Source organism: Asaia sp. VD9 (assembly GCF_037150015.1).
GTDB lineage: Bacteria > Pseudomonadota > Alphaproteobacteria > Acetobacterales > Acetobacteraceae > Asaia.
This window is the reverse complement of the sequence record NZ_JBBCQM010000002.1, coordinates 67033-80053: the sequence shown is the minus strand read 5'-3', so window position 1 is coordinate 80053 and position 13021 is coordinate 67033. Positions and strand designations below refer to the sequence as shown.

At 60.0% G+C, this 13021-nt stretch carries 9 protein-coding genes and 1 pseudogene; 6 read left to right on the top strand and 4 right to left on the bottom strand.

Annotated elements, in window-relative coordinates; genetic code table 11:
• Positions 1-62: 62 nt before the first annotated feature.
• Positions 63-962, bottom strand: coding sequence for an N-acetyl-gamma-glutamyl-phosphate reductase (gene argC, locus WFJ47_RS02765; protein WP_127100675.1), 900 nt, complete (start codon positions 960-962; stop codon positions 63-65).
• Between the two features lie 67 nt (positions 963-1029).
• On the opposite strand from argC, the gene WFJ47_RS02760 reads away from it, so the two are divergent.
• The 4 genes and pseudogenes from WFJ47_RS02760 to WFJ47_RS02745 all read left to right on the top strand — a co-directional run bounded on the left by WFJ47_RS02760 (position 1030) and on the right by WFJ47_RS02745 (position 5358).
• Complete coding sequence (locus tag WFJ47_RS02760; RefSeq protein ID WP_336760747.1) at positions 1030-2406, top strand: amino acid permease; 1377 nt, start codon at positions 1030-1032, stop codon at positions 2404-2406.
• 38 nt (positions 2407-2444) lie between these two features.
• Positions 2445-3281 (top strand): methyltransferase, encoded by an 837-nt coding sequence (locus tag WFJ47_RS02755; protein ID WP_336760746.1) that lies wholly within the window; start codon positions 2445-2447, stop codon positions 3279-3281.
• Positions 3282-3453: 172 nt separating this feature from the next.
• Positions 3454-4203 (top strand): annotated as a pseudogene (mazG, locus tag WFJ47_RS02750) (nucleoside triphosphate pyrophosphohydrolase).
• A gap of 264 nt (positions 4204-4467) precedes the next feature.
• Positions 4468-5358, top strand: a complete 891-nt coding sequence (locus WFJ47_RS02745; RefSeq protein WP_336760744.1) for an AraC family transcriptional regulator — start codon at positions 4468-4470, stop codon at positions 5356-5358.
• A gap of 25 nt (positions 5359-5383) precedes the next feature.
• Here the strand turns inward: WFJ47_RS02745 and WFJ47_RS02740 are convergent, their stop codons facing one another.
• The gene (locus WFJ47_RS02740; RefSeq protein ID WP_336760742.1) at positions 5384-8674 is read right to left on the bottom strand and encodes a Hint domain-containing protein; all 3291 of its coding nucleotides are present in this window, start codon (positions 8672-8674) and stop codon (positions 5384-5386) included.
• 424 nt (positions 8675-9098) lie between these two features.
• Between WFJ47_RS02740 and WFJ47_RS02735 the strand changes: the two genes are divergently transcribed.
• Entirely contained in the window at positions 9099-9884 is a 786-nt protein-coding gene (locus tag WFJ47_RS02735; protein ID WP_336760740.1) for an FkbM family methyltransferase, read from the top strand.
• A 102-nt stretch (positions 9885-9986) separates the two neighbouring features.
• Here WFJ47_RS02735 and WFJ47_RS02730 read toward each other — a convergent pair whose 3' ends face one another.
• The gene (locus WFJ47_RS02730) at positions 9987-11258 is read right to left on the bottom strand and encodes an autotransporter strand-loop-strand O-heptosyltransferase (RefSeq protein WP_127100683.1); all 1272 of its coding nucleotides are present in this window, start codon (positions 11256-11258) and stop codon (positions 9987-9989) included.
• Positions 11259-11450: 192 nt separating this feature from the next.
• Entirely contained in the window at positions 11451-12098 is a 648-nt protein-coding gene (locus WFJ47_RS02725) for a TetR/AcrR family transcriptional regulator (protein ID WP_336760738.1), read from the bottom strand.
• Positions 12099-12255: 157 nt separating this feature from the next.
• On the opposite strand from WFJ47_RS02725, the gene WFJ47_RS02720 reads away from it, so the two are divergent.
• Positions 12256-13002 (top strand): glucose 1-dehydrogenase, encoded by a 747-nt coding sequence (locus tag WFJ47_RS02720; protein WP_127100685.1) that lies wholly within the window; start codon positions 12256-12258, stop codon positions 13000-13002.
• Positions 13003-13021: the final 19 nt, after the last annotated feature.

Here is a 13021-nt window from a genome sequence, read left to right as displayed (position 1 = left end):
CAAAGAATGATCAAACGCTAAGAATGCCCTCCGTTCCGGCACCCGTTGCCGCTTTCCCGGCTCTAGACGCCGCACATGAGGCGAATGTTCTGCAGCGCCGCGCCCGATGCCCCCTTGCCGAGATTATCCAGACGCGCCGTCAAGAGCACGTGGCGCCGGGCTTCATTACCGTGCACCCGCAACTCCATATCGTCTCGACCGGCAAGCCCGGCCGCGTCCAGACGGGGCAGATCGGCAGACGCCATCCTTACGGAAGACGATTCCTGATAATGCGCTGCAAGGCAGGATTCGATATCAGCCACACTTATGGTCCCAGGCAGATCATCCAGATGCAGCGGTATGGAAACAATCATGCCCTGGGCGAAATGCCCGATGGATGGCACGAAGATAGGACGTCTGGTCAGGCCGGTATAATGCATGATCTCGGGGACGTGCTTGTGCTCGAGACCAAGACCATAAAGCTCAAAGGCAGGGCCACCCGCCTGCTCGTGGGCCTCGATTTCGCTGCGCCCCCCGCCGCTATAGCCGCTGACGGCATTGATCGTGACCGCATGATCGGCTGCAAGCAGTCCGGCATCGATCAGCGGGCGCAGGAGGGCGATGGCCCCGGTTGGATAGCAGCCCGGGTTGGAAACGAAGCGCGCCGTTCTGATACGCTCGCTCTGGGCAGAATCGAGCTCGGGGAAGCCGTATTCCCAATCATCAGCCACGCGATGCGCCGTGCTGGCGTCGAGCAACCGCAGATGGTCGAGTCCCGCGGCCAGGGAAACAGTCTCTCTCGCTGCGTCATCGGGCAGACACAGCACCACCAGATCCGCCTGCTTCATCAAATCAAGGCGAGCCTCAGGTTCTTTCCGACGAGCCGGGTCGATGGATAGAATCTCGACGGGGAGGGCGCGCAGGCGTTCACGGATGCCCAAACCCGTCGTTCCTGCTTCGCCGTCTATGAACACCCGTGTCATCAATTCATTCCTTCACTAAAATATTCTGTCTGGACGAAGTAAGCATTTACATGGCTTTGTCCAATGCATGATGGATAAAGATCGACACTCAGAACAGGTTTTTTCCCTTGAAGGCGAGCCCCCGCTGCTCCATGGCGGCAAGCTCAAGGACCGGCATATTGCCATGATCGCCCTTGGCGGTGTCATTGGTGCCGGTCTGTTCATAGGCAGTTCTGCCGCGATCGCCGCAGCGGGCCCGGCAATTCTTCTGACCTATATCGGCACCGGACTTCTCGTCGTCATTGTCATTCGCATGTTGGGCGAAATGCTGCTGGCCCGACCGGGCATCGGCACCTTCATCGACTGCATCCGGACAGCGCATGGCCCCTGGGCGGGGTTCCTTTCGGGCTGGCTTTACTGGCTTTTCTGGGTCGTCACCATCGGCGCCGAGGCTATTGGTGGCGCCATCGCAATGCAGGACTGGGTCGGTTTACCCGTCTGGATTCTGGCCCCGGCACTGATCGTGGCGGTCAATCTGATCAATCTCGTTTCGGTGCGTGTTTTCGGCGAATGCGAATTCTGGCTTTCCCTCATCAAGGTCGCCACCATCATCGCATTCTGCGCCCTTGGCCTGCTCAGCCTGAGCCATTTCATCGGCCCACACCCCCGGATCGCGCATAACGTCTTCAGCCATGACGGCTTTTTTCCGCATGGCTGGGGTGCAATTCTGGCAACGGTCCCAACCGTGCTTTTCTCGATGATCGGCTCTGAATCAGCGACTGTCGCCGCGGCCGAATCGGAAAATGCCGAGGAAAATCTGGCGCGTGTGACCCGTACGATCGGTATCCGCGTCACGCTCTTCTATGTGCTGTCGGTCATTCTGATCCTCACGCTCGTACCCTGGACCGCCATCGAGCCGGGCTACTCGCCCTTCGTGACCGTGATGCGCCATATTGGCGTGCCCGGAGCAGCGACGCTGATGCAGGTCGTTGTGTTCACGGCCATCCTGTCCTGCCTCAATTCCAGCATCTACATCACCTCGCGCACCCTGCGCGGCCTCGCCGAACTCAAGGATGCGCCGCGCTGGTTTGCCGCTCTGTCACGCACCCAGGTGCCGCAACGCGCCGTCACCTTCTCCAGCGCGATCGGACTGGTCGTGGCCTTCTGCTCGATCCTCTCGCCCAAGTTGATCTTCGCCTTCCTGCTCGGTGCGACAGGAGCGGTCATGCTGCTGATCTACGGATTGATCGTCTCGTCCCACAGGATCATCCGCCTGCAGGACCCTCAAAACAGGGCTTTCACCCTGCCTTTCGGCACTGCGCTGAATACCGGCACCATCGGCGCGATCGGTCTGGTCGTGCTCGCAATGCTCGTGCAGTCTTCCCAGCGCCAGACCATCCTGGCGAGCCTCGTCAGCGTGGGCCTGATCATGGGGCTGTATCTCTTGTGCCGCAGGAACAGATAAGCCAGAGTTTTCTTCCAACTCCTGTCAGGATGATCGGTATGAAGCCAAGCGTCTCCCTTGCCCTCCTCCTGACCGGGTTTGCAGCCCTGCAAGGCCATCGAGCCCTGGCGGCCCAGCCAGGGACGACCCAGCCGGGAACACCCCAGACACCCACGACCCAGACGGCGGTTCGGCCTGCCCTCTCCGGCCCGGCGCTTCTGGCATCGCCCGCCCGTCCGGTTGGCGACCAGGCCCGGGATGCGCTGCGCAAGCCGCTCGATCTTCTCGCGCTCATCCCACTGCCGAAAGACGCCAGGGTGGCTGATCTCATGCCTGGAAGCGGTTATTTTACACGGCTTTTGAGCCTGAAACTGGGTAGCGCCGGCCATGTCTACGCCGTGATCCCCGCCGAGATGGCCGCACGTCACCCGCAACTGCCCCAGACAGCGCAGGCCATCGCAGCAAGCCCGGATTTCTCGAATGTTTCGGTGGTCATCACGCCCGTAGTCGATTTCCATGTCTCGCAGCCGCTGGATCTGGTCTGGACCGCGCAGAATTATCACGACGTCTATGGCGCCATGGGACCAGAAACCGCGCAACGCATGGACCGCGCCATTTTCCAGGCACTCAAACCGGGTGGCTACTATATGGTCATCGACCACGTCGCCCAGGCGGGGAGCGGCACGATTGCCCCGACCAGCCTGCATCGCATCGATCCCGCCCTGATCATCCAGCAGGTTGAGGCCGCCGGATTCACGCTCGTGATCAACAGCCCGATTCTGCGCAACTCTCAGGATACCCATACCCTGCCGGTTTTCGACAAGTCGATCCGTGGCCAGACGGATCAGGTCGTTCTCGGGTTTCAGAAACCCCGCACCCGCGACGATGGAAACTGAGCGCAGCGCTGCCTATACTCCGCAACGCCTGACCACCGGACCGGAGCACGCCTTGACCTCTTCCATTCCGCCCATGACTGACCCTGCCGATCATGCTGCGATCGGCCCCCGATCGGTCGGCTCGGAAACGGCGCATCATGCGGCGAAGCAGCTTGAACGCCTGATCGCGATCATGACCCGCCTGCGTGACCCGCAAACGGGCTGCGCCTGGGACCGCGTGCAGACCCATGAAACCATCGCCCCTTTCGCCATCGAAGAGGCCTATGAGGTCATGGACGCAATTGCGCGCAAGGACTGGGTGTCGCTTCCTGACGAACTGGGGGATCTGTTGCTTCAGGTCGTCTATCAGGCCCGTATCGCGGAAGAGGCCGGGCGCTTCGATTTCGGCTAGGTTGCCCGCCTGATCGGCGACAAGATGATCCGCCGTCACCCCCACGTCTTCGGTGACGCGCAGCGCGATGCAGATCTGTGGGAGCGCAGCAAACAGGCCGAGCGCGCGGCGAAAGCCGAACACGGCATTCTGGCAGGGATCGCTCCTGCACTGCCCGCCCTGATCCGGGCCGAGAAACTCGGCAAGCGCGCAGCCCGTGTCGGGTTCGACTGGGACACGCCCGAGCAGGTTCTGGCGAAAATTGCAGAGGAACTCGACGAGGTACGTGACGAACTTCCCGGCGGTGACAAGACACGGCTCGAGGATGAGGTCGGTGACGTACTCTTCACCGTTGCCTCCCTGGCGCGCAAGCTTGGCCTCGATCCTGAAGCCTGCCTGCGGCACGGCAACGCGAAATTCACCCGGCGGATCGAGACTATGGAAGCCGTTCTTGCAGAGACGGGCAGCACTCTTGCCGATCTCGATCTCGCCGCACAGGAAGCGCTGTGGCGCGACGTCAAAATCAGGCTGGCGGCCTTGCACACCGCCTGACCCCCCGCGATTCAGGCCTCCAGCCAGAGGTGCGGAAAAATACCCACACGGGCTGTACGCGACCCGGGCTTCCCCTCCCTTCGGGCCTTGTCCTCGTTACACGCCCCCTATCCCGATTCTGGCCTCTGCTACAGCTTTCAAAAAGCGCAAGATCGGTCGGGCAGCGGGCTTCAGTGCCGGTAGGATGGGAGGATAGCGGGTTTTCACGTCGGAATGAGTGCCGACGGGGGCCCGACGAGAACACCTGAGCCGAAGGAATCGCGGGTGACACGACATCGCCACATGACTGAGGCGCGTTTCAAACGCGCCAGAGACCATATCAGTAGTTTTCCCGGCGAGCGGCTCGATCTAGCCACGCTGAGTCGTATCGCGGCTTTGTCGCCCAGTCATTTTCATCGGCGCTTTCGCACGCTGTTCGGGATGAGCCTGCATCGCTTTACCCAGCTGACGCGGCTCAAGCACGCTGCTTTCCACCTCGCCCATGGCACGCACCCCATTACGCGCATTGCCCTCGAATGCGGGTTCGAAACTCCGGATGGGTTCGCGCGGGCATTTAGACGCTGTTTCGGCACCACACCGTCACGTTTCCGTCGCCAGCAGGACTGGCGCGTATGGCGCAAGCCCCTGGCAGAGCTGACGATTGCGGAGAACCGGTATCAGCGTCGGCGTTTCGAGCCTCGCGATGTCACCATACGCTTCTTTCCCGCCACACCCATCGCTCTGATGATGCATCAAGGTCCTGCCGAGCGGGTCAGCGAAACGGTCCAGCACTTCATTTCCTGGAGGAAACGCAATGGCCTATCCCCTGACAGGGCTGCCACCTACACTATTTTCTTCGACGACCCGGCTGAGACCCCGCCCGAATCCCTGCGGATCGGGCTGGCGGCCGGGGTATTGCGCGCGCTTCCGGCGCAAGGAGACGCCGTGACGCTCCGCACTTTGCCCGCGGGGCGATGCGCCATGCTGCGCCTGGTCGGACGCGCAGACACCATAGAGGATGCTGCCCTCTTCCTCTACCGCGACTGGTTGCCCACAAGTGGCGAGCGCCTGCGAGACTTTCCCCTCTTCTGCCAGCGTGTCGCCTTTTATCCTCAGGTGCCGGAGACCCGCGCCGTGGTCGATCTGTATCTCCCACTCGAAGGGGCCTCGACCTGAATACCGGTTGAACGCAACCCGCCGATCAAACCAGCAGCCGCATCTTCTCTTCACTGAGATACGGAGCCACCCGTTCAGGCTGCTCCATCAGATACGGCCCCCCGGCAACAATCTCTATAGCGATCAGATGCGGCCCTTCATCGGCATGAAGCGTAAGCGGCAGGAGGGCTTCGCCGTTCGTCCAGCGGCAATGATGCCCATCGCGGCAGAGCCAGCCTTCCAGCGTCTCGCTCGTGATATGTTTCTCGACCTCGCGCATCTGCGCATTGCTGAAAATAGTGACCCGCCCGACCAGAACTCCCAATTTGCGTCGATCATCCACAAACGGGCCGATAGCATCGCAGGGGCGGCTGGCATTGGAGCGCAGCGTCAGGTGACGCACATCGCCCTCAAGCATGAACACATGCTTGTCTCCGCTGATCCGCAGCGGCGGAAATACGCGCCCATCCGTCGCCACCAGTTCCATGGCCGTATCGAATGTCGTTTCAGGGGACTCGGCGGTCACCCCGGCCCGCTCCAGGAGACGCTGATAGACAGGCTCGACCCGCGCCCGCGTGCTATCGAGGGGAGCTGCCGCATCATGTGCCCAGTCATGGGCGTGATCGGCGCCGAACTGCACAACCGAACCGTGCTGATGGAAATTCCGTCGGTTTCCCGTATCCAGATAGCTCTCTGTCAGCATGGCTTCCGCCCAGAGCACGGAGTGCTCCTGCGTCTCGACGTGATAGACGAAGTGATCGGCCCTGGTCTTGTCGTAATAGATACTGCGGCCATTCACGAGCATGCGCGCCGGTATGAACACCCCATCAAAAAACAGGCAATGCTCTGGCGTCACATACAGATCACGCGCTGGAATACCTGGTGCCACGGCATCTGCCCGGATACAGACAGGATAACCCGCCTGATCATCGGAGAGCGTGGGGTCGATCTCGACACGCTGCCTGCCAACCCAGCGCAGGCGGCTCGTCCGCTCCACGCCATTCTTCCAGTCCCAGACGCAGACATGATCGCCGATCTGCAGATCCTCGACCGATTTTTCGCCGTGGGGCGTCCTGATGGCAGTCCCGGCGAGAAAGCAGAGGAGCGTGAGCGTGTCTCCTGTGAACGCAAATTCATTATGCGTATAAGTGCCGGCCAGCTGGATACTCGCGGTGCGCCCATTGCTGGCGCGCACAGTCAGCAAACCATCCGATGTCAGATTGGCCGAGGTGATGGTACCGCTCAGATAGTTGAAATCGATGGTGCCGTGTTCCTCGAGACGCCCGCTGACGAGCCCCCCGGCATCATTGATGACGACGGTGCCGCCGCTTCCGATCGTCGCGCCGTTTTCCACGGCGCCGACACCGATGATCTCCGTACCGCCACTCGCGATGTAGGTATTGAAACTATGCGCGGGATCAGAGGTGTTGTTGGAGCTCCCCACATACATGAGGCCACCGCCCTGAACGAGAGCGCTGGTCACTACACCCGTCGTGGTCGCGGAGAGCACGCCGCCATTCGCAATAATCGGCTTGAACGCCGAGCCATAATTCTCAACGATCAGACGCCCGCCGCTCATCACTGTGTCATTGAGGGACAAGCCGCTGGCAACGGATGTGTTGCGTCGTCCGGCCCAGATCGTCCCGCCCGAGGTGATCACGCTCGAGATAGACGTTCCCCCGCTATCAAGCAGTACCGACCCGCTATTGCCGATTTCGGCCTGGCTCACCACAGCACCCGCCTGGGCCGAGATCATACCAAACACCCCGGTCACATGCGCGTCGGAAACAACGGCATTGGCCCCGGAGGCATTGACCACACCATATGTGGTGATCTCGACACCAGTCAGGGAAGCGTTTTCTCCCACATAGACGCGTCCCTGCGATGTCACGGCATAATTGGTCGCATCGAAATTGGAGATATAAGCCGATCCATTGGCATTGACGCTGACAACACCGCCATCCTCCGCGGTATCGTTATAGCTGAGGCCGCCGCTATTGATCAGAGCCGACCCGCCCGAAAGCACGAGCGTCCCACTGGTAATGCCGCGTGAGTCGACAGCGCCTGCCGACAGTCCGGCGCGACCCGAATTGATCAGCACACCCCCATTGCTGACCACCGCCGTCAGCATGGTCCCGCCAGAGCCGACGATGGCCGTCCCACCATCGCGCACCGCTGCGCTCGTCACGACACCCGATGTATCGACGATGGCACGACCACCCGCAGAAACGGCAGGCATGACACCGGTGCCCCCATTGCGTACCGTCAGCGTACCGCCGCTGAGCATGGTATCGTTGATGGAAACACCCCCTGATACCGCAGAGACGCGCCCCCCGGAGGAGACGACGGCGGAAACCGAACTCCCCCCCACAGAGGCCAGGATCGTACCTGAGGCACGGAGATGCGCGTCGCTCACTACGCCTCCGGAACTGACCTCGATCGTGCCGAACACCCCCGACACATCGGCCCCGATCACGGCGGCGCCCTCTCCTGCCACCGTCACGACGCCATAGGTCTGAACGGTCGCATTCGAGAGCACGGCATGGTCCTGAACCCAGACCCTGCCCTGGGACGTCACAAGGTAATTGCCGGTTTCGATGCCTGAGACAAAGGCAGAGCCGTAAGCGCCGACGATGATAGAGCCGCCGTCCTCTGCGACCTCATTATAGCCTATGCCGCCACTGCCGATAATCGCGGTTCCGCCCGCGAAAACCTGCGTGCCGCTCGTGATTCCCCGCAGCGTATCGTTGCCCGCGGAGATGACGCCGTAATTGGACAAAATTCCACCGGAGCGAACAAGCGTGTCATATGCTGTTCCCCCGGAAGAAACGAGCGCGGTTCCGCCCTGTAAAATGGCAGCGCTGGTGCTGACCCCCTGATAATCGACAATAACCTTGCCGCCCGCGCTGATATTGGTGCGTGTGGCGCTCCCCTGATTCGCAACGGACATCGTCCCGCCGGCCCGTACGGTATCATCCAGCGAAACCCCACCCTGGATGGTTGACCCACGTCTGCCCAGATAAAGGCTCCCTCCGGAGGAGATGACGTTGGAGACCGACGATCCATTCTTCCAAACCGTGATGATACCGCCTGAGAGGACAGTATTGTTTTGCGCTATACTGGCACCCCCTGAGATAGCCACATCTAGCTGACCGAGACGCGACAAAGTCAAATCGGAGGCAATGCCCGAAGAAAGCGCAATATATCCGCGCGATGTCACCTCACCGCCAGCAATGGTTCCGGCACTCGTCACGCGTACCGTGCCCAGAACCAGAACATCTTCAAGAACGGTACCGACCACGTTTGACGTGACCCCGCTCGAAACCACAGCAACCATGGAATCTTCTCCGGATTTATTTTAGTAATAATCCGGTCTGTCCGTTTCTTTACATTGACTCAAATCACGATTTTTTAAGATTTCAGACGATTTCAAACCGTCCATTTTGTACTTCTGAAACGTAGTCAAATAAAGGGATTGATTTAACACGGTAATTGTTTCGAAAATTCAAACTGTGTGGGCGCTCCGAACAACCCTGAACCGGGCGACGACATAATTCGATAAAGTGAAAGCTTTCTTACTGCTTCGAGAATTGAGCCTTGGCAGGTTGGCGCACCTTCCGCGCAAGGCGCCCCTGCCTCGGGAGTCGCGGCGGCCATCCCGCCCCAGAACGGCTCCGCAGGCATGACAAGATGTGTCGGAACGGACAGAGAGGCAGGAACACCCCGTATAACCTGACTCACCAATGCGGAGCCCGCCCCCCATGACCTCACGAAAAACCGCCTTTATCCTTGCAAATGCCGATCATGGAACCATGATCGTCAACAGGCTCGACTTCAATCGGAATGAGAGCGCCAGCCTCAGCTACGGGGTCGGCTACAGCCTGCTTGAGGAGGGATGCTATGACCCCAATGACGTTCGGTGCCTCAAGAGTATCCTGAGCGTCCTGCGCCAGTTGAGGGGTGATGGCATCATGGCGCTCGATGTCGGCGCGAATATAGGCGTTCATACGCTCGAATGGGCCAGACACATGACTGGCTGGGGCTCGGTATTGGCGGTCGAGGCCCAGGAGCGGATCTTCTATGCGCTTGCCGGCAATATCGCGCTCAATAATTGCTTCAACGCCACCGCGCTCAATATCGCGATGGCCGATACAGTCACGCGTATGAAAATACCCCAGCCCGATTATACCCTTCCCGGAAGCTTCGGCAGCCTGGAATTGCAGCCCCGCGCCGAAAGCGAATTCATTGGCCAGGAAATCCGGTATGACGACGCTGCGATGGCCGAGATCGAAACGCGTACGATCGACTCTCTCGCCCTCGGCAGGCTCGATCTGCTCAAGATCGATGTGGAGGGAATGGAAATGGCCGTCCTGCACGGCGCCAGAACGATGATTGCCCGCCATCGCCCTGTCCTATTCATCGAGCATATCAAACTCGATTTCGGGGCACTTGAGGCCTTCATCGACCTCGAGCAGTATCAGATGATCAATGTCGGAATGAATATGATCGCCTACCATCGCGACGATCCGGTTGCTTCCTACCTCTGAAAGCAGAACCCGGTCGCGCCTGACGCGACCGGGGACATGACATGTGGCTTGCCAAGGTGCTGACCACAGAGGCAGCGTCATGTTGCCCCCTCAGGGGCGGCCTCAGGCGTCCAGTGCCTGGGCAATACTCTTCGTGACCACATCCGTCGAGATGAGCCTCGAGCATTCGAATTGACGATCCGTATTGGCGTGGCGCGGGCACCAGAGGAAATCATTGTGATTGAACATGTGCCGCGGGTCGTTCCAGCAGGAATTGCAGGAATGCCATGAGATGACACGCCAGGGGGTGTGAAACTCATTATTGGGGTGGGTAAAGCCCGAGATCATGACGGTCTTTGTCTGAGTGGCCCAGGCCAGCCAGGAGAGCCCGGAGCTCAGCCCGACGAACAGATCGGCGTGCTTCAGCCACCGGGCACGCTCGGCGAGAGGGCGATTGCCTGTCTGGTCCTCAGCACCGTTGGGGATATGGTTCCAGACGATACCCGTCCCGCTGAAGGGCTTCTGATCGATACAGATCACGCGATAACCGCGTTTTTTCAGAAATTCGATAACTCCGAGCCAGCCTCCCGGATTATTCCAGTATTTGCACTGCGCCGAGGCCTGGGTGGCAATGCACACATAGGGCTCCTCGATCGGGCGCGTATCATCCTCGATCGCAATACGAGGTGCTTCCTCTGTCGGGTCTACACCCAATATGTAGCCAGCCGTGCGATGCAGGCCAACATAACGAAAATCGCAGGGCTGGTGGATGTTGTCGGTGTCATCGAAAAACAGGCCGATATTATAGGTCGCATAGACTTGCGAACGAAGCGGACTCTTTTCGAAATCCTCTTTCGTCGTCAGTTCGATCTCGGGATATTCGGTAGCGAAAAGCGGAATGAACACCTTGGCCAGGCAGCAGATCACGCGTGCACCGCTCTGTGCGGCAAACCGCGCCACATAAGGGAACCAGCCCAGCGTATCCCCCAACGTGCCTACCGGGAGTTGAACCAGAACAATCTTTCCCCGTGCATCGAATTCATGGTGCAGGATCTTCGTCTCAGTGCCATCAGGCGCGATGCGCTCGACATCCACGGCAAAGCGAATGAAGAATTTCTTGGTCGAGGAAAGATGTCCCTCCTCCAGCTCGCCCTGGAAGATAATCGTAGAGTTATCGAGGTCGGTCAGCGTGGCGCGCCAGCGCCCTTCCGTGGATTTCGGCAGCAGGACGCGTGCGCCCCAGTTGAAGTCGAAGTGAATACCCTGTCCCGCATCATTCGTCGGCAGATCGGGCGGCAGGATATAGGGATTGGGCATGGGGGCAGGCTGAGCCTGGGCGACGGGCGGGGTCTGGGCCTCGGCTGCGGGCGTTTGGGCAGAACTGTCAGTGGACATGGGCCGCGTCGTCACCTTTTTTCAGAGCGTTCGGAACAGAGAGCACCGGATGCGCTCCCCTGTGATCGGCAGGATCATTGTTAACGATTGGTTTCGCTATTTAAAACCCGAGCAGTCAGAGTTCAACGCGTGAATGCGCCTGTTCTCTTTCAAATAATATCGGTCTCGTTACAGCTCTATACGAGAGTGAAATCAGGACGATAACTGTCCTGATAGAGCATTACCCCCTAGCACAGAGACCGCCAGAGCGCCGATCTGCAGCAGCCTGTCCCGACTTGCCCCATCGCGCGCCTGGACCCCCATACCGTTGATGACGGCGCTGAAATAGGCCGCGAGTGCCGCGCAATCGACGTTTTCGGACAGCTCTCCCGTGGCTGCCGCCTGGGCCAGACGCGCCTCCATCAGGGCCTCAGCAGCATGACGCTGGTCGATGACCATCTGCCTCAGCCGCGCCTGAGCGGGCGAGCATTGTGTTGCAGCAACCGCGATCATGCAGCCCGAGGGCGCATCGCAACGCGTGAAGGCAAGCGCGGCAGCGTCGAGCATCGTCCTGAAAGCCAACGCAACGCCACCATCGCTCCCAAGCGCCTGAGTGAACCACGCACTCTCACGCCGTGCATAGGCCTCTATCGCCTCGACATACAGCGCTTCCTTGCTGGCGAAGCTGTTGTAGAAGCTGGACGCGCTGATCCCCATCACCCCGATCAGATCGTCAAAACTCGTACCTTCATAGCCTCTGTCCCAGAAGAGCGTCATTGCCTGACTGAGGGCAATATCCCGATCGAAGGAGGGGGGGCGGCCACGAGGGCGGCGCGGGGCGCATTCTTTTTTTGGTGTCATCGCTCCATAAATCCTTGAAACCTGCTTCAGGCTTCTCATATGCGTTATGTTGGAGCCATCGCTCCACAAATAAAGTCCTCCAGCCCCTCTTTCTTACACCCCTTTCCTTCCGCGCCGCAGAGCACCGGAAGGCGTTTGTCGAACAGGCAGGATCATCATGAGCAAGCTTTCAGGAAAAGTCGCGGTCGTCACGGGTGCCTCCAAGGGCATCGGCACCGAAATCGCCCGGGCTCTGGCCAAAGCAGGCGCCGCTGTCGTGGTCAATTACGCTTCTGGCCGGGATGGTGCCGAAAAACTGGTTGCGGCCATTACCGCGGAAGGCGGCAAGGCCGTTGCGGTTCAGGGCGATGTCTCCAAGAAGACGGGGGCCAGCGCCATCATCGACAAGGCGATCGAGAGTTTTGGCCGTCTCGACATCGTCGTGAACAATTCGGGCGTGTATGAATTTGCCGCCATCGAGGATATCACCGAGGAGCATTTCCACCGCATCTTCGACATCAATGTTCTCGGCACGCTTCTGGTGACGCAGGCGGCCAGCCCGCATCTTTCGGCGGGTAGCTCCATCATCAATATCAGCTCTGTCGTCACGCGTATCACCCCGGCACAGACGGCGGTCTATAGCGGGACCAAGGGAGCCATAGACGCTATCACCGGTACCCTGGCCCGCGAACTCGGTCCGCGCCAGATCAGGGTGAATGCCATCAATCCGGGTCTAATCAAGACAGAGGGCACCAATACTGCCAGCGTCATCGGCTCTGAAATGGAGCAGGCAATCATTGCCCAGACCCCGCTTGGGCGCACCGGCGAAGTCGAGGATATCGGGCCGCTTGCGGTCTTCCTGGCTTCCGAGGATGCGCGCTGGCTGACGGGTGAGACGCTCATCGCCTCGGGCGGCTTGCGCTGACTCTTTCCTAAGGGCCGGG